The 17,141-nt window shown below is 43.3% G+C and carries 14 protein-coding genes; all 14 read left to right on the top strand.

From position 1 onward, the window contains the following. Positions 1-7: 7 nt before the first annotated feature. The 14 genes from MSP8886_RS05175 to fliD all read left to right on the top strand — a co-directional run bounded on the left by MSP8886_RS05175 (position 8) and on the right by fliD (position 17,138). Positions 8-763, top strand: a complete 756-nt coding sequence (locus MSP8886_RS05175; RefSeq protein WP_067013441.1) for a flagellar hook assembly protein FlgD — start codon at positions 8-10, stop codon at positions 761-763. A gap of 12 nt (positions 764-775) precedes the next feature. Continuing rightward, positions 776-2,476 carry a flagellar hook-basal body complex protein gene (locus tag MSP8886_RS05180; protein ID WP_067013443.1) on the top strand — a complete coding sequence of 567 codons (1,701 nt, stop codon included), beginning with the start codon at positions 776-778 and terminating at the stop codon, positions 2,474-2,476. 188 nt (positions 2,477-2,664) lie between these two features. Then, positions 2,665-3,405 (top strand): flagellar basal-body rod protein FlgF, encoded by a 741-nt coding sequence (gene flgF, locus MSP8886_RS05185; protein WP_067013445.1) that lies wholly within the window; start codon positions 2,665-2,667, stop codon positions 3,403-3,405. Positions 3,406-3,474: 69 nt separating this feature from the next. Further along, on the top strand, positions 3,475-4,260 hold the full coding sequence (flgG, locus tag MSP8886_RS05190; RefSeq protein ID WP_067013447.1) for a flagellar basal-body rod protein FlgG: 786 nt from the start codon (positions 3,475-3,477) through the stop codon (positions 4,258-4,260). A gap of 14 nt (positions 4,261-4,274) precedes the next feature. Beyond that, positions 4,275-5,138, top strand: a complete 864-nt coding sequence (locus MSP8886_RS05195; protein WP_067013449.1) for a flagellar basal body L-ring protein FlgH — start codon at positions 4,275-4,277, stop codon at positions 5,136-5,138. A gap of 55 nt (positions 5,139-5,193) precedes the next feature. Next, positions 5,194-6,285 carry a flagellar basal body P-ring protein FlgI gene (locus MSP8886_RS05200; RefSeq protein ID WP_067013451.1) on the top strand — a complete coding sequence of 364 codons (1,092 nt, stop codon included), beginning with the start codon at positions 5,194-5,196 and terminating at the stop codon, positions 6,283-6,285. Positions 6,286-6,306: 21 nt separating this feature from the next. Continuing rightward, complete coding sequence (gene flgJ, locus MSP8886_RS05205) at positions 6,307-7,347, top strand: flagellar assembly peptidoglycan hydrolase FlgJ (protein WP_067013453.1); 1,041 nt, start codon at positions 6,307-6,309, stop codon at positions 7,345-7,347. Between the two features lie 106 nt (positions 7,348-7,453). Next, positions 7,454-9,430, top strand: coding sequence for a flagellar hook-associated protein FlgK (gene flgK / locus MSP8886_RS05210; RefSeq protein WP_067013455.1), 1,977 nt, complete (start codon positions 7,454-7,456; stop codon positions 9,428-9,430). A 4-nt stretch (positions 9,431-9,434) separates the two neighbouring features. Further along, on the top strand, positions 9,435-10,778 hold the full coding sequence (flgL, locus tag MSP8886_RS05215) for a flagellar hook-associated protein FlgL (protein WP_067013457.1): 1,344 nt from the start codon (positions 9,435-9,437) through the stop codon (positions 10,776-10,778). 25 nt (positions 10,779-10,803) lie between these two features. Continuing rightward, positions 10,804-12,345, top strand: coding sequence for an HD-GYP domain-containing protein (locus MSP8886_RS05220; RefSeq protein ID WP_067013459.1), 1,542 nt, complete (start codon positions 10,804-10,806; stop codon positions 12,343-12,345). A gap of 366 nt (positions 12,346-12,711) precedes the next feature. Continuing rightward, a complete protein-coding gene (locus tag MSP8886_RS05225; protein WP_067013461.1) occupies positions 12,712-13,602 on the top strand; it encodes a flagellin N-terminal helical domain-containing protein in 891 nt (296 codons plus the stop codon). A 686-nt stretch (positions 13,603-14,288) separates the two neighbouring features. Beyond that, entirely contained in the window at positions 14,289-15,170 is an 882-nt protein-coding gene (locus MSP8886_RS05230) for a flagellin N-terminal helical domain-containing protein (RefSeq protein WP_067013463.1), read from the top strand. Between the two features lie 63 nt (positions 15,171-15,233). Next, positions 15,234-15,653: a flagellar protein FlaG gene (locus MSP8886_RS05235; RefSeq protein WP_067013465.1), complete on the top strand. Its 420-nt coding sequence runs from the start codon at positions 15,234-15,236 to the stop codon at positions 15,651-15,653. Between the two features lie 42 nt (positions 15,654-15,695). Beyond that, positions 15,696-17,138, top strand: coding sequence for a flagellar filament capping protein FliD (gene fliD / locus MSP8886_RS05240; protein WP_067013467.1), 1,443 nt, complete (start codon positions 15,696-15,698; stop codon positions 17,136-17,138). Positions 17,139-17,141 lie beyond the last annotated feature (3 nt).

Here is a 17,141-nt window from a genome sequence, read left to right on the forward strand (position 1 = left end):
GTGATGTATGGCAAATATATCTGATAACAATGGTTTAAAAAACCTGATTGCTCAGTACGGCACAGATGGTGCAAAAGCGAGTTTGAAGAAAAGTGAGCATAAGGGCAGTGTCAAGGACCCCGCCGCTGCGGATGCGCATGATGTAAAAGATCCAAAGAAAGATCCGACAAAAGGATTGGCTGATAAAAATGTATTTTTAAAACTGTATATTCAACAGCTTAAAAATCAAGATCCAACGGCACCGCAAGACACCAATGATATGGTGGCTCAAATGTCACAGTTTAGCTCTTTGGAAAAGTTATCGGGTATTTCAGATCAACTCAAGAATATGACAACGGCTCTGACGTCCAATCAAGCGATTGGAGCTTCGAGTTTAGTGGGAAAATCGTTATTGATGCCTGGAAATAAACTTTCAGTAAGTGATTCTCAGCACTCTATTGAGCTTAAAACAGATATCCCTAAGGACTCTAGTTCCGCAGAGTTGAAGATTTTCGACGCCAACAATAAGTTGGTTCGTACGCAGAAATTGACAGAAAACGATGTTAGCTGGGATAGGAAAGATGATAAAGGTAAAGAGTTGCCGCCTGGCGAATATCATTTTGCCGCTTCATCTGTCAATGAAAAAGGTCAAGTAGCAGCTATGCCTATTCAATTACCCGCTCGTATTCAGGGCGTAACGATTAATGGCAAAGACGGTACTATGTTAAATGTCGAGAATCATGGAAAGATTAAACTGACTAACAAATTGGAAATATTAGGTTAACCGGAGCAGATTATGGGATTTAATACAGCGTTATCAGGCATCAAGGCATCGTCTGATTACTTGAATGTAACAGGTAACAACATCGCTAACGCGGATACAACAGGTTTCAAAAAATCTCGTGTCGAGTTCGATGACCTATATAGTACCAATGTGTTAGGGGCTGGTAGTAACAACTCCATAGGTTCTGGGGTTGGGGTGTCAAAAGTTGCTCAAGAGTTTTCTTCTGGCAACTTATCATACACAGATAACAATTTAGACTTGGCAGTGGATGGCACAGGTTTTTTTGTGATCAAACAGCCGGATGGTACCCAAGCTTACACTCGTGCGGGTGATTTTAAATTGGATGCCAATGGCAATTTGGTGACCAATACCGGCCAAAAAGTACAAGGTTACAATGCAAAAAATGGTATTTTGGGTGGTAATTTAGAAGATTTGGTTGTGCCAACGGAGCGAATCCCTCCTAAAGCAACGTCTGATGTAAAGCTAAAATTAAACTTGAACTCAGAAGGTGAGGATGTTCCTCCCTACATCCGTGCGGATTTTGACCCTAAAAATCCAGACACTTATAATTATACTCAAACCCAAACGGTAACCGATGGGAATGGTAACAACCATATTATTAGTTACTATTATGCTAAAGGTAAGGATCCTGATACCTATCGTGTTTATGCGACGGTAGACGGTAAAACCAAAGACGATACTGGTGCGGCTTTTATGCCGCCCACGTATGCAACCTTTAACAGTGCCGAAGGTAACACCGATTACAACGGCGATGGGGTTAAAGAAAAACCTTTTCAGCTTTTATATCTGGGAAATACCGAGCCAACAACAGCATCAATCTCCGCTATGTCGCAAGCGCCTATTGCCGTCAGTGGTACATTGGGTGGGGTGGCCATTACTGGCGGTTTGGCGCCAACGGATTTGCGTGAGCCCAAACAAGTGGCGCGACCTGCATTTGATCCGAATAATCCGAAGTCATACAGTTATGGCAATACCAAGAATGTTTATGACTCGTTAGGGCAGACTCATACGTTGGGTTATTACTTTATTCAACAGGGTGAAGATAATACATATGAAGTGAGAGCGACGGTTGATGGAAAAGAAACCTATACCGATCCGGTCACGGGTGAGGAAAAGCCATTCTTACCGAAAGACAGTATGGTGAAGTTTGATGCTACGGGTAAATTCCAAGGCACGTTCCAGGGGATTCCGCCTTTTGGAACACCGCAACCGGTTAATCTAGAGATTACTGGGTTTGATCCGACAAATCGTGACGCTATTATGCCCATCGACCTTGCTGGATCAACGCAGTTTGCTTTAGCGAGTACTGATAACTTTGAGCAAGATGGTTACACTGCTGGTGAGTTACAAGGAGTTTCATTTGATCGTGATGGTAACTTAAAAGCGACCTATACCAATCAACAAACCTCTGTTCTTGGCCAGGTTGCCTTGGCGTCGTTTGATAACGTCGATGGTTTGACGCCAGCGGGTGATACTGCTTGGGTGGCAAGCTCTAATTCTGGACAGGCTAATGTTGGTCGACCTAATAGTGGTACCTTGGGTGGGATTCAAGGCGGAGCGTTAGAGGAATCCAATGTGGATCTTACCTCCGAATTGGTTGCTCTAATTGAAGCGCAGCGTAACTATCAGGCAAACAGTAAAACGTTAGAGACGGAAAATACGGTCACGCAAACTATCATTAATTTGCGTTAATGAGATAAAAGAGATCTTCCTAGCCGGAGTGGTTGCCCACTTCGGCTTTTTTTTGCCTTATTTTTGCATATCTTTAGTGCTTATTTTATTAAACCCTTATATATCAATGCATTATAGGTTTTCAAAACTTGGTATGATTCTTGAAAGTAAGTTGTTAGATGGTAAAAAATGTGTAACGAGAGGGTGTGATGGATAGAGCGTTGTATCTAGCAATGAGTGGTGGTGTCGAAACAATGAATGCCCAAACCATTCACGCGAATAACTTAGCAAATGTTAACACGACAGGTTTTCGTGCAGACTTTGAGCAGGCGCGAGCAATGCAAGTTTACGGAGAACACTATCCAAGCCGTGTGTATGCTATGACGGAGAATCCTGGTACGCGCTTTACCCCAGGAAGTATGATTCAAACGGGGCGTAACCTAGATGTGGCAATCAAAGGCAAGGGCTTTTTAACCGTTTACGACTCAAAAGGGCAAGAAGCTTATACACGAGATGGCAACCTGCAAATTAATGCCGCAGGACAATTGGTAACGGGCACTGGGCTACCGGTAGCGGGAGTTGATGGCCCCATTTTTTTGCCGCCTTTGCAGAGCCTTACGATTACCTCTGATGGCTCTATTTCGATTATTCCACAAGGAGGAGCTGCAAATCAGGTAGCTGTTATTGGTCAGCTTAAGTTAGTGAATCCTGATCCTGATAATTTGCGTAAAGGCGAAGATGGTTTGATTCACAGTAAAGATGGGCAGGTGTTTAATCAAGATGTAAATACGCAGGTTGCCTCCGGTTTTGTGGAAGGGAGTAATGTGAATGCAGTCGAAGAAATGACGCATATTATGGATTTGTCTCGTCGCTTTGAAATGAATATTAAAATGATGAACACCATCCGGGAAGACAGTGCTGCGTCTTCGAGAATTTTACAAAGAGCATAATCGTTTCTTGCGTTAATTGTCTTACTTGAACGATGGTTGTCGCGTTATTAAATTTGCAAAGAGGCTTATATGAACTCAGCACTTTGGGTAAGTAAAACCGGCTTAACAGCCATGGACAAACAACTGAATGTGATATCAAACAACTTGGCGAACGTCTCAACCACAGCGTTTAAAAAAGACCGTGCCGTGTTTGAAGATCTGATGTATAAAACGGAGCGCGCGCCAGGGGGGTTAAGCGCTCAAAATGCCGAATTGCCATCTGGATTGCAGTTAGGTACTGGGGTGAAGGTGGATGCTACTCAAAAAGACTTCTCCAATGGGGACTTTAACGTGACGGGTAGAAAGCTAGATGTTGCCATTCAAGGTAATGGCTTTTTTCAAGTTTTACAGCCTGATGGCACGATGGCTTATACACGTGATGGCAGTTTTCAACTGAGTAGTACTGGGCAACTTGTTACCTCCAATGGGTTGGTAGTGCAACCGCCTATTCAGATCGATCCAGATGTGACTAGCATCAATATTGCTAAGGACGGGGTGGTCTCAGTGCAGAAAAAAGGCGTGACGGATATGCAGCAAGTTGGTGTGATTAATTTAGCCGGCTTTGTTAACCCAACTGGATTGGATGCCATTGGCGGGAACCTCTACACTGAAACCAATGCCAGTGGACCACCAATTGTGGGAGCGCCTGGTACTGATGCACTTGGCTCCCTTGGGCAAGGTATGCTGGAAGCGTCAAACGTTAACTCAATTGAAGAGTTGGTGAACATGATTACGACACAACGAGCTTATGAAATGAACTCTAAAGTCATTTCTTCTGCCGATGGTATGATGAGCTTCGCTATTCAGCAGCTCTAGGATAAGTGGATAATATGAAAATTAAACTGGTGCTTTTAGTTTTGCTTTCGACTTGTTTGAGTGGTTGCTTAACATGGAAGGTTGATAAGCAGGCAGTGGCGAACGCTGCAGGAGCAGCAGCGGGAGCCGCTGCGGGTGCGGCAGTAGGTAAGGCGGTAGCGGATGCTGCGACAGCCGACAAAACACCAGCGAAAGATGAAAAGCCAAAAGAGCCAAAAAGAAAAGGTTATGTTCCAGATCCAAATGATCCGATGAAGGGACCACCAAGAGCCCAAGCAAATATTCAGGAAGATGATCCATACTATGCACCTGTGGAACCGGATGGATTGAAGCCTGCCCAGGCTCCCAATGGCAGTATTTATAGAACGGGCATGGGGGATGTCATGTATGGAGATCAGAGAGCCAGCAAGGTTGGTGACATACTGACTGTCAATTTGAATGAGAGCACTTCCTCAACCAAAGATAATGCCGCGACCATATCGAAAACCTCGTCTGCAACGGGGGATAACCCAACAGTATTAGGGCAAAAAATCCGTTCTGATTCCACCTTGCCACAGCAAAAAACGAATTTTTCTGGCAGCGCCTCTGCGAATCAGGATAACAGCTTAACGGGGACGATTACGGTAACGGTTTATAAAGCGTACCCGAATGGGTTGCTGGCCATTCGTGGTGAAAAGTGGCTTAGGCTTAATCAAGGTGATGAGTATATTCGCTTTACTGGTTTAGTGCGTAAAGCAGATGTGTCCCCACAAAATACGGTAGACTCTTCGCGGGTAGCAGATGCTCGTATCACCTATTCAGGTAATGGGGATGTGGCAGAAGGCAGTCAACAAGGCTGGGTGACTCGCCTTTTAAATAGTAGTGACGCGCCAAGATAATGGGCGTCCAAATAGCAATCATTAGATCAATTGTTTTGTATAGGTGGTTACGAACATGAAACAGTTAGCACTCGTCTTTTTGCTTATTGCGTCCTTTGGGGCCCAAGCCGAACGCTTAAAAGACATTGCCAGTGTTCAAGGGGTTAGAGATAACCAGTTGTTCGGCTATGGCCTGGTGATTGGGTTAGATGGAACGGGTGATAGTACACCTTTTACTAATCAGAGCTTTGCTAACATGCTGTCGCGATTTGGCGTCACTTTGCCTGCTGGCGTGAGCGCAACCTCTAAAAACGTTGCGGCGGTGTCATTGACGGCCACTCTACCCGCATTTTCTAAGCCAGGGCAAAAGATTGATGTGACCGTTTCCTCAATTGGTAACGCAAAAAGCCTTCGTGGAGGCACGCTTTTACTGTCAACTTTAAAAGGGGCGGATGGACAGGTCTATTCCATTGCGCAAGGTAACGTGATTATTGGGGGGTTTGGGAATAATGGCTCAGATGGTTCACGAAACTCGTTAAGTGTGCCCACGGTTGGTCGAATTCCAGATGGCGCCAGTGTTGAACGAGTGGTGCCGACGAGTTTTGATTCAGGGGACTCGTTAACCTTTAACTTAAATCGTCCTGACTTCACCACAGCAAAAGATGTGGCAGATAAAATCAATGCTCTCTTGGGAAAAGGGGTTGCGGAAGCCTTGGATGCGACTTCGATTCGTGTCACTGCCCCACGAGACCCAGGTCAACGGGTGACCTTTATTTCAATTCTGGAAAATTTGGATGTAAAGCAAGGCGAAGAGCGTGCCCGAGTGGTGATTAACTCTCGTACTGGCACCATTATTATTGGCCAGCATGTGCAAGTGTCTCCAGCGGCGATTACCCATGGTAGTTTGACGGTCACCATCCGCAATACGCCTAAAGTAACAGATCAAAATGGTACGGTAACAGGAGGACAGACGATTGTATCCCCCAGAAATGGAGACCCTCAAGTTGGTCGAAACAGTGGGCATATGTTTTCATTTGCGCCAGGGGCATCTTTGGACGATATTGTACGAGCGGTGAATCAAGTGGGGGCAGCCCCTGGAGATTTAATTGCTATTTTAGAAGGTTTGAAACAAGCTGGCGCCATTAATGCTGACTTTGTCATTATCTAAGTAAAAGAATCTGAGACGCTTATGAATGCTTTACCGCCAACAAATCCAGATGATTTCTTTGCTGACTTTTCTTCTTTGGAGTCGTTAAAAACCAAGGCGAAAAACGATCCAGAAGCGGCGCTAAAGGAAGTCTCGCAAAAGTTTGAGGCCATTTTTATTGGTATGCTTTTAAAAAATATGCGAGCAGGTAATGAGGCCTTGGGGGATGGTTTGTTTTCTAGTCAACAAACGAAGCAGTATCAAGGCATGATGGACGATCAAATGGCGCAAGTATTGTCCAAAACAGGAGGACTTGGGGTGTCCGAGGCGTTGATTCGTCAGTATCAGGCGCAACATCCAAAGGCTCATAAGGCAAGTGCTTCTGATGATGGTGATTTTATTAAGCGGGTGTCTAATCAGGATTTGGTGCGGGTGAAAGCGTTGGCTCACCAAGCTTCTACTGAATTTTTAAAAGCTGCACAAAAAGAAACGTCAGGCGCAACCGTTAATGCATCCAGTTCGAGTTCTTCTCCCAAAGCTCCTACTGACAGTGATTCTCCTTCTTTACCTAATGGTAAAATGGAAGTGAGTAAGCCGACGGCGCAGTCTGTGGCGTTTGATTCTCCCGAGGCTTTTGTAAAAGCAATGTGGCCTCATGCGAAAGCCGTGGCAGAGAAATTGGGGGTGAGTGCTAAGGCTATATTGGCGCAGGCGGTGTTGGAAACGGGCTGGGGGAAACACCCCATTGCGAAAGACGATGGAACGGCCAGTTATAATTTATTCGGCATTAAGGCAGACCATCGTTGGGATGGTGATCGGGCGGTGGTTAATACGCTAGAGTTTCGTCACGGAATCGCTAAACGCGAAAAAGCAGCATTTCGTGCTTACGACTCTTTTTCGCAAAGTTTTAATGATTATGCCAACTTTTTAACCGCCGATGATCGTTATAAAGACGCCTTGAAGTCGGGCAATGATCCGTCTTTATTTGCCGTTTCATTGCAAAAAGGTGGTTATGCAACAGATCCTGAGTACGCACAAAAGATAGACCGTATTCTGTCTAGCAAGTGGTTTGAGTCGCTATAAGGTCGCGTTGGTTTTCTTGTTCATCAGGTAAAGTTCTTGCGTTAGCTGTCGATAAATCGTCGTAGCGTTAGGTGTCATTTTAGAAATTATCCTTAGAGGTGTGGGCATGGGCTCAAATTTATATGCGATTGGTTTGTCTGGGCTGCAAAGCAGTCGGGCTCGTATTGATACGACCGGTCAAAACACATCGAATGTGGATACAGCTGGTTATAGTCGTCAGAAAACCTCTACGATTGCAGAAGCCAATGGCACCGTTAGGATTAAAGATACCGCGCGAATAGTTGACAAATTTGTTAACGAGCAAGTGCGTAATGATGTGTCTGCGCATGCATACTATGATACATATCATTCGATCATGTCGACGTCAGATCAATTATTGGGGGAAAAAAGTGTCTCTCTGAATGCGTATTTAAGTAAGACGTTTAAGGCCATTCAAGATGCGAATAATGATCCAACCTCATCGTCTTTACGTGATATTGCCTTTTCTAATATTAAGGATTTGGTTCAGCATTATCACACCCTGTCTCATTTGGTGGGTGAGCAGAAAACCATCGCCGATAAGCGTTTATCAACTTCTGTAGCGGAGCTGAATAACATTACTGGACAAATTGCGCAGTTAAATGGCGATATTCTCAAAGAGGAAACTCGTTCCACTTCACCTGCCAATGAGCTGCGTGACAGGCAAGAAGAATTAGCTAAAAAGCTATCTGGTTATTTGCATATTAAAGTGGATTACTCGAAAACAGGCGTTATGACGGTGCATCTTGCTAATGGTCAGCCGTTGGTGATGGATAAAACCCCTACTAAGCTTAAGGTTGAAGAAGACCCTAAGAACCCACAAAACAAGAAACTCTACATTGATTTTGGTAAATACCAAGTGGGCGTCAATAATGAAAACTTAGGTGGTTCTATTGGTGCTTTGGTCGATTATAGTGCCGACTTTGCCGTCAAATCTGACCGTTTATTGGGGCAAAGTGCGATTTCTATTGCCGACAAGATGAACCAACAGAATAAGCTGGGTTTGGACGGTGATGGTAATTTTGGACAGGATCTATTTCGTATTGGCCGCATTAGCTTTCACGCTGGGCAGCATAATATCGGCAACGCATCGGATCTGGCAGTACGAGTGACTTCTGGCAAATCTGCTGAAATAACCACTGATACCTATGAGTTATCGAAAACCGATAATAATCGTTTTTTGATTAAGGCCTACGATGAGCATGGTCATCTTAGAAAGCATGTTTCGGAAATCAACACCAGTACGATGAAACCGGATGACAAAGGCTATTATCAGGTGCCTGGTCTTGGTTTTGATATTCGTTTGGGGGATATCAGCAAATATTCGATTAATGATGTATACAACTTTTCGCCAACAGAAGGCGCTGCGACAGGACTATCTTTACAGGCTAATAGCGGAGAAGATTTGGCGCTTCGGGCTCCGATTGGTGTACAAACGAACCCAAACAATATGTCGGATGCGAAACTCACCTTAACGTCTGTTACAAACACCCATCCTGATCGTTCTGCCTTTAAGAGTAGTGATGAACTCTACCAAAATGCCCCTCATAGTATCGTGTTTACGGGGGATCATTCTTTCGAAGTCCGTGATGGTCGTGGAAATGCTTTAGCAAAAGTCGATGGCATGACGAATTTTAAAGACCTTCTAACTCAGGCAGGTTTAGCAAAAGAGGCTGGTTTTGATTTGTCCCTAAAAGGAAGTCCTAAGGCGGGAGATGAATTTGATTTGGGCCCTCAATTTACGGGGGCGGCAGACGATTATAACGGTTTAAAATTAGTGTCTTTGCAGGATAAGCCCCTCATCGGAGGGAAAACGTCCTTATCTGAGTCATTTGCCGATCTTGTTGCCTCTGTTGGGAGTAAAACGGCATCGTTGGAAACCAACAAAGACTCGAGTGATGTCGTCATGAATCAAAGTATTGCAAGACGTGACTCCGTATCTGGTGTTAGCTTGGATGAGGAAGCGGTTAACTTGCTAAAGTATCAGCAGGCGTATTCTGCTTCCGCTCAAGTGATCACCGCTGCTCGAAGTACATTCGATACATTATTAGCGGCAATGAGGTAAGCTTATGAGAGTCACTAATAATCAAATCTACGGTCAGTCCAGTCGCGCTATCAGTCAGGCGAATGACCGTGTGATGGATATTCAAAAGAAAATTACGGAAAATACCAGTATTGTTTCTCCCAGTGATAACCCTGTAGGTGCGCGGGAAGTGATGCAATATGAATCAAGTAATCAGTCTCTGAAGCAGTATGATAACAATATGAAAATGGCGAAAGGCCATTTGGAATACGAAGAAGTCGCCTTGCAGAGTTACAATGGCTTACTTGATGAAGCCAGAACCATGTTGATTCAAGCCGATAATACGGCGAATACGCATCAAGATATAGGCGCGATTGCTGACCAAGTGTCTTCCATGGTGGATTCCATGGAAGATTTAATGAACTCACGCAGTGCAGATGGCAGCTATATCTTTTCGGGGACCAATACGCAAGCGCCTGCGTTTACTCACTTACCTGACGGTACCTTTAAGTGGTCTGGTAATGAGGGGCAAAATTTTGCGCAAATTTCAGAGAGTCGTAAAGTGGCAGTGAGCGATTCAGGTAAGCACATTTTTGAAGATGTATGGAAGCGTAATACATTTTCCACAAAATTGAGCGTAGGTAACTCTAGTGTGACGTCAAAAGTTTCTAATCAGGATGACTTTGATGTTTTTTTAAAAAAACACTTTAGTGTCACCAATAAAGCCAGTAACCACTTTGTGCTGACAACCACGCCCTTGTCCATGACCAAACCTGATGCCGCTGCAATACAGACGTTAGTGAGTCAAAGAGCACAAGATGCTGCTGCCAATAAGGCGGATGGTGCGAATAACGATAATAAAGATGATGACAGAAGCTACATCGGTCCTCCTGGGCGTTATTTTCTGGCGGATTCATCTGGTAATGTTATTGCCTCTGGGACCTATGATCCAAACAAAAACCTCATTATTCAGGGGATGTCTTTCTCATTAAAAGGAGACCCTGGTGCGATTGTTGACGTTGATCTTAATAAACCAGAACGTGACAATGTAGTGAATGTGTTACGCAATACCATAAAAGTGATGAAAGATCCTCACGCCTCGAGTGAAGAGCGTGATATTGCTTTGAAAAATGGGCAAGTTAGTATTGTTAATACACAGACCTCGGTTGGTCGAGTGCGCTCGGTGGTAGGTGCGAGGCTCAACAGTATGACGGAACGGGGCGATTTTTCCACAGCGAATCAGATGGCCAATACCATGGCTCAGGATCGAGTCGCTGGGCTGGATATGGGCAAGGCGGCGACTAAGTTGTCCATGTCTGAAACGGCTTTAAATGCTTCGCAGAAGCTATTTACTAGGATAGATAATCTGTCTTTATTCAACAAAATTTGATGGGTGACTTGGAAGGTAGTGAGTGATGTCAGCGTTTCAAGTGGAGTCATGCTTTGGTGTTGAGTTGAATTCGGGATTCTTTAATCTTGATGAGATTATTGATCAATTTGGTATTAGAAGTGAGGTTCTTAATCACAAGCGTATTCGTAGCCTGATACGAGCACAAGGGAAAAAAAGTCGTATTGTCAGTGTAGCAATGCGTCAAGTGATCTTTGATTTAGTAAAGCCCGCATTAGAAACAGATCTGCTACCCTATGACCCTTCTTTTACTTTTGAAAAACTACTGAATACAAAGCGAGAGCGTTTATATGATGCACAAGAGCGCTTTCTGTTGCTTTGTTATTCGATGACTCAAGGGAAAACGGTAAAAAGCTTAAAAAAATTACACGCCTCATTAACCACCAAAGATTGGCGTGATAAAGCCAATGAAGGTCGCAGCCTGTTTAAATATTTCCGTCAAGAGCTTGATGATAATACCCGTGAGTACATTCTCGCCTATAAGGCGAAGCAAGGGGATAAGGTAAAGCAAGTTGAGGAAGAGGTGGATGAGTCTCAGAAAAACGCATTAGCTTCTGTGCCTTCGCGACGTCGAAATAAGGTTAGTTTAGCGGAGAAAAAATTAGCGCCGACTTCATTTAATGATGAGGTTGTTAAAGCCCTAAAGCTTTTTGAGGATGGTTATCTTTTGCTCAGGGAGCAGACGGACATCGTTAAAACGGGCTCACCATTAGATGTGGATAAACTAAGAGACTTTTGTCAGCGCTTGATTCAGTCTCATACCCGTAACTCCTTTGCTCTGCTTGCTATTCGCCATATAAAAGATGCCTCTACGTACCTAGAGCAACATGCAATCGGGGCGGCCGTACTGGGGATTCATTTTGCCAAAGCCTTAGCATTGTCTGCACCCTATATCGAAGCTATTGCATTGGGTGGGCTACTTTTTGATCTGGGGCGTTTTCGTTTGCCTATGGCCATCAGTCATAAAGCAGGAAAAATGACAGAAGCCGAATTTGACTTGTTTCGAAAGCACATCACCTTTGGTGAGCAAATGTTTAAGCTAAGTGACAACATTCCCAAAGTGGTTTATCAAATGTTGATCGATCATCACGAAAGAGTGGATGGCGCAGGGTATCCCCATGGCAAGCAGGATCAAGAGATCTCTGTATATGGGAAAATAGCTGGCATTATCGACGCCTATGATGCCTTGACCTCACAACAAGTTCATAAGCCGTCCATGGGGCCATTACGGGCGCGCCAGCAGCTAATAAAAGAGGCTGGACTGGCATTTGATAAATCTCTTTTAGGCGTTTTTCTCAAAAGCATCGGAAGAATACCGGTCGGTTCTTGTATTGTGCTATCTAATGGTCGTGTGGGGTTTGTATTGACCTTAAATGCTTCTTTGGAGCCTGCCTTAATTCGTCAAGTATATAGCTTGACCCATAAGAGCTTCATTACAGTATCGGATATTGATTTGAGTAAGCCTGGCTATTCTCAGGAGAGTACTAAAATTGTCAGAGACATTGCCCCTCAGTCTTTAGGGATCCAATTTATTAACTACCTCGCTTAATGCTTCTCCCCCTTATGTACACTGAATAGCTCGTATCACAATTGTCTGTTTTTTGTCATGAGTCTTTTTGCTAACAACGGATTATTTGTAGTAGATTGCAAATAAGGCCGAAGTGCTTAATTTTTGTACATAGCTTTGCGTACTCTACTGACTTTCTTGTCCTTGTTGTCTTTAAGTGTAAAGGATTTTGAGGAAAGCAGAAAAAATAGAAAAAAAAGTTAAAGATTGCAAATAGAGTGTCGATAAAGGGTATATGGAGTTTGATAACACAATTCAAACGAGCATTTGGTAGATCGCTGTATATGTGGATGCCAAGTTGATTTTACAGCGTTATCTCTCTTTTTTTATTATTTAGGAGAAAGCAAAATGGCTTTATATGTAAACACAAATACTTCTTCTTTAAATGCTCAGAATCAGCTAATGAAATCGGGTAAGTCATTGGATACTGCGTACCAGCGTCTATCATCTGGTTACCGCATTAACAGTGCTGCTGATGATGCTGCTGGTTTGCAAATCAGTGATCGTTTGACTTCTCAGGTGAATGGCCTGAATCAATCAGTGCGAAACGCGAATGATGGTATTTCTGTTGCTCAAACCGCTGAAGGTGCGTTGAACGAAACAACCAACATGCTACAGCGTATGCGTACTCTATCCATTCAATCTGCTAATGGATCAAACAGTGATAAAGACCGTGTTGCGATGCAGCAAGAAATGGGGCAGCTTTCTAAAGAGATAAACCGTGTTGCCAGTACGACGACCTTTGGTGGACGTAACCTGCTTAATGGTACTTACGCTGGTGTCTTTCAGGTTGGTGCAGACTCTAACCAAACCATTAGTTTTACACTGGAATCTGGTGGTAATGCGAATTCCATTGATTATTCAGGAAATGGTGGTTTTACCATGTCTGGGTTGTCAAGCGGTGCAGCAACACCTCAGGTCTCTAAAGATACCGCATCAATTACCACCATGGGTAATGCGCAAAGTATGATCAAAGTTATTGATACTATGATCGCGGCAGTAGACTCTAAGCGTGCTGAGTTAGGTGCGGTACAAAACCGATTCTCCTCTACTGTGAATAACTTGAGTAATATTACCGAAAACGTATCAGCTGCACGTGCACGTATCAAAGATACTGACTTCGCCAAAGAAACGGCTGCTTTAACCAGTGCTCAAATTCTTCAGCAAGCTAGTAGTAGTATTCTTTCTCAGGCTAACCAACGTCCTCAAGCGGCTTTGTCTCTATTGGGTGGTCGTTAATTAGCATTAGATAGCGAGTGAAAGTAGTACCCTAGGTACTGCTTTTCTTCTCTTAAATTTATTTATTTCAAGCGGCTCCTATTCTCTTGGGGAAAGCGGCTTTTGGCCAGATGAAAGTGTTTCATCTGGCTTTTTTGTGCCTAAAATTTGTGTTTTCTGGAGGTTTGCATTTGATAACGAGTGATTAAGTGGAGCTAATACAATACCTGCGGCTGCGCGCTTTTGTCTCTGGCATGTTAGGCGGATATTTTTCTGTCGCTTGATAGTGTCTGATTTTTATAACATCTGCGTCAGGTGGGTTTTACACTCATTACTATTTCGTCGCACCTGCTACTTTGGTTCATAGGGATATGTCTGCCTGTCGATGTTGGATGTATCGATTTCGTGTGTCTATTGGTTCTTTTCGTTTAGAAGGGAGGGGGCTCCCGTTAGGCTTTTTGTAGTGATAACGAGTCTATTATGCTTCGTTTTTACATTATTTAGACGGTTTTATTGGTCAGGAAATAAATGAAAAAAAATCATTTATATTAATCAGTTAGGAATATTTTTGCCGATTGAGGTGAAGGTTTTTGCCTGTATTGGGTAAATAAATGCCATGAAACAGTAAAGTTATTGATGTTCTCGTCGATATTAAGGACGAGTGCTGCTTTTTTGCAGGAATTGTCGAAAACTTTAGGAGGCTATTTATGGCTCTTTATGTAAACACGAATGTTTCATCTCTGAATGCTCAGCGTCAGTTGATGAAGTCAGGCGACACGCTAGATGTTGCTTACCAGCGATTGTCTTCTGGGAAGCGTATTAATTCGGCAGCAGACGATGCCGCAGGTTTACAAGTATCTAACCGTTTAAGTTCTCAGGTGAATGGGTTGAATCAGTCTGTGCGAAATGCGAATGATGGTATTTCTGTCGCACAAACGGCAGAAGGCGCATTGGATGAAACAACTAATATGCTTCAGCGTATACGTACTTTGTCATTGCAAGCCTCTAACGGTTCAAATAGCGATGAAGATAGGAAAGCCATACAGCAAGAGGTGGGACAACTATCGAAGGAAATTAACCGGGTTGCGTCGGATACTACGTTTGGTGGAAGAAACTTACTTAATGGCACCTACAATGGCGTCTTTCAGGTGGGTGCTGACTCGAATCAAACGATCAGTTTTAATATGACGAATGCTGGTGCCACTGGGTCTATTGACTTTGCTGGGAATGGTGGCTTTACTATGTCAGGTCTGTCAAGTCAGGCCTCTTCCCAAGTTAGCATCACTACGGCATCGGTTACGTCCATGACGAATGCGCAAAGTATGGTTTCCGTCATTGATACGATGATTTCTGCAGTGGATTCTAAGCGTGCGGAATTGGGTGCAATACAGAACCGTTTCTCGTCAACGGTTAATAACCTAAGCAACATCACTGAGAATGTGACCGCTGCGCGTGCCCGTATTGAAGATACGGATTTCGCGAAGGAAACCGCAGCGTTAACAAGTGCACAGATTTTGCAACAGGCTAGTTCGTCTATCTTATCTCAAGCAAATCAGCGCCCGCAAACAGCGCTGTCTCTATTGAGATAATTTCACATTATAGAAAGCTGAGGGGCTACCTCAGCTTTCTATGTGTTATGAGAGGTTCAGACTATGTCGATCAGTTCAAGTGATATTTCTAAACATACGTTAAGTTCATTACCGATAAGGCCCGAACAGCGTAATTCTGATAATTTTCATGTACGGAATCAGTCAGAGGCTAAAGTTGTCCAGACTTTGTCCGATACCAATAAAACAAATAAAGAAGATTCGAAAGAACAAACCTTTTCAGACAAGATAGAGCCAAATCAAGTAAAACAAATGAACACCAAGATGGCTCAGTTGAATTTTCATCTATCGTTTGAAATGAGCAAAGACAGTAATGAAAAAATCGTCAAGGTGATCGACCAAACCACGGGGGATGTTGTTCGTCAAATTCCTTCGGAAGAGTTTATAAAAATGTCGAAGCGGATTGATGATATTATTAGTCAGCTACGTGACATCAAAGGTACCATTGTCAACAGCAAAGTATGATTTGATATATTTAGTAATTTGTAATGCATCAGGAGAGTAGATATGCCAGTTGGCTCATTGGGTATGGGATCGGGTCTAGACTTGGACTCTCTCGTCAAAAAAATGGTGAGTGCTCAGCGAGACCCAAAAGTTAAGCTGTATCAGGACAAAATCCATGGCTATGACGCTAAATTATCTGCTCTTGGGACAGTCGGTGCATCGATAGACAAATTCAAATCATCCGTGGAAAAACTGAATAACAAAGAAAGTTTTGAAGGGCGTAATACGCAGATTGATCAGCCTGACGACAAAAAAGTATTGGATGTTACTGCGGGCCCGACAGCGTCAAACTCTTCTTATGAAATCAGTGTAGATCAGACGGCTAAAGGTAGCCGAATCATATCTAAACCCAATATATTTCATTCTGAGAGTGATGTAATTACGGCTCGTGGTGGAAAGTTGAACCTAAGTGCTGGTAATGAATCATTTTCAGTAGATGTGGACCCAGGAACGACTCTGGCCCAGTTAAGAAAGAAAATTGATAACGCCAAGGATAATTTTGGGGTCTCTGCCAACATCATCGATGACGGAAAAGGTCATTTGTTTTTTACTGTTACGTCAGATAAAGAAGGCGATAATAACTCCATCAGTATTACCAATACAAAGACCCCGTTGGGCAAACTACCCATTTCAGATACGTTAACAAAAGACGGTAAAGATACCTTAGAAAAGCCTCCTGTTAATTCGGATGGTTTGTCATTAGACAGTGTGTCTACCTCAGGTTTATCTGCTGGCATGGTCATGCTGCAAGGAGATCAGGCCCGTGATGCAATGATCACAGTGGATGGTATCCAAATTCGTAATGATAGTAATAAATTTGATAAGGCAGTATCCGGTTTAACCATTGATGCACTGGCATTAACAGATAAACCGACCAAGGTGAATGTGACGCAGGATGAGAAATCCGTTAAGGACACTATTCAGGGGTTTGTCTCGTCATACAATGAATTAATTGGCGTTTTAAAAAAGAGTACCTCCAAGGGGGCTGTGCTAAATAGCAATAGTATGATTCGAAATTTACAGTCTTCTTTAACGAATAGTTTAATGATGACTCATGCTGGTCCTGGTAAGTTGAATAATATTTTTGACTTAGGTGTGAAAATTGGCAACGACGGAACATTAAGTCTCGATCAAAATAAGCTCGATAAAGTCATGTCCACAAGTTATGACGAGCTTCCTGGTTTGTTTACGGGTAACGATGGCTTGGCAAAATCCCTTGAAAAAGTTCTGGATAACTATACCGGTAGAGATGGAATGAATGCCACGTTAAAGAACTCTATCGAAAAGTCGAAAGATGATACTGAAGAAACAATGAAGAACTTTGAACATCGAATGAAGAGTTATGAGTCATCATTGCGAGATAAATTTACACATTTAGACTCTCGGCTTTCTGAGATGAAAGCACAAGGGAACTATCTAAATAATGCACTAGAAAAAATGAAGTAACGT

Source organism: Marinomonas spartinae, from assembly GCF_900089775.1.
Lineage (GTDB): Bacteria > Pseudomonadota > Gammaproteobacteria > Pseudomonadales > Marinomonadaceae > Marinomonas > Marinomonas spartinae.

Bases quoted from the DNA above. Each gene is read 5' to 3' on its own strand.
- MSP8886_RS05175 (WP_067013441.1), top strand. From the start codon at position 8: ATGGCAAATATATCTGATAACAATGGTTTAAAAAACCTGATTGCTCAG.
- MSP8886_RS05180 (WP_067013443.1), top strand. From the start codon at position 776: ATGGGATTTAATACAGCGTTATCAGGCATCAAGGCATCGTCTGATTAC.
- flgF (WP_067013445.1), top strand. From the start codon at position 2,665: ATGGATAGAGCGTTGTATCTAGCAATGAGTGGTGGTGTCGAAACAATG.
- flgG (WP_067013447.1), top strand. From the start codon at position 3,475: ATGAACTCAGCACTTTGGGTAAGTAAAACCGGCTTAACAGCCATGGAC.
- MSP8886_RS05195 (WP_067013449.1), top strand. From the start codon at position 4,275: ATGAAAATTAAACTGGTGCTTTTAGTTTTGCTTTCGACTTGTTTGAGT.
- MSP8886_RS05200 (WP_067013451.1), top strand. From the start codon at position 5,194: ATGAAACAGTTAGCACTCGTCTTTTTGCTTATTGCGTCCTTTGGGGCC.
- flgJ (WP_067013453.1), top strand. From the start codon at position 6,307: ATGAATGCTTTACCGCCAACAAATCCAGATGATTTCTTTGCTGACTTT.
- flgK (WP_067013455.1), top strand. From the start codon at position 7,454: ATGGGCTCAAATTTATATGCGATTGGTTTGTCTGGGCTGCAAAGCAGT.
- flgL (WP_067013457.1), top strand. From the start codon at position 9,435: ATGAGAGTCACTAATAATCAAATCTACGGTCAGTCCAGTCGCGCTATC.
- MSP8886_RS05220 (WP_067013459.1), top strand. From the start codon at position 10,804: ATGTCAGCGTTTCAAGTGGAGTCATGCTTTGGTGTTGAGTTGAATTCG.
- MSP8886_RS05225 (WP_067013461.1), top strand. From the start codon at position 12,712: ATGGCTTTATATGTAAACACAAATACTTCTTCTTTAAATGCTCAGAAT.
- MSP8886_RS05230 (WP_067013463.1), top strand. From the start codon at position 14,289: ATGGCTCTTTATGTAAACACGAATGTTTCATCTCTGAATGCTCAGCGT.
- MSP8886_RS05235 (WP_067013465.1), top strand. From the start codon at position 15,234: ATGTCGATCAGTTCAAGTGATATTTCTAAACATACGTTAAGTTCATTA.
- fliD (WP_067013467.1), top strand. From the start codon at position 15,696: ATGCCAGTTGGCTCATTGGGTATGGGATCGGGTCTAGACTTGGACTCT.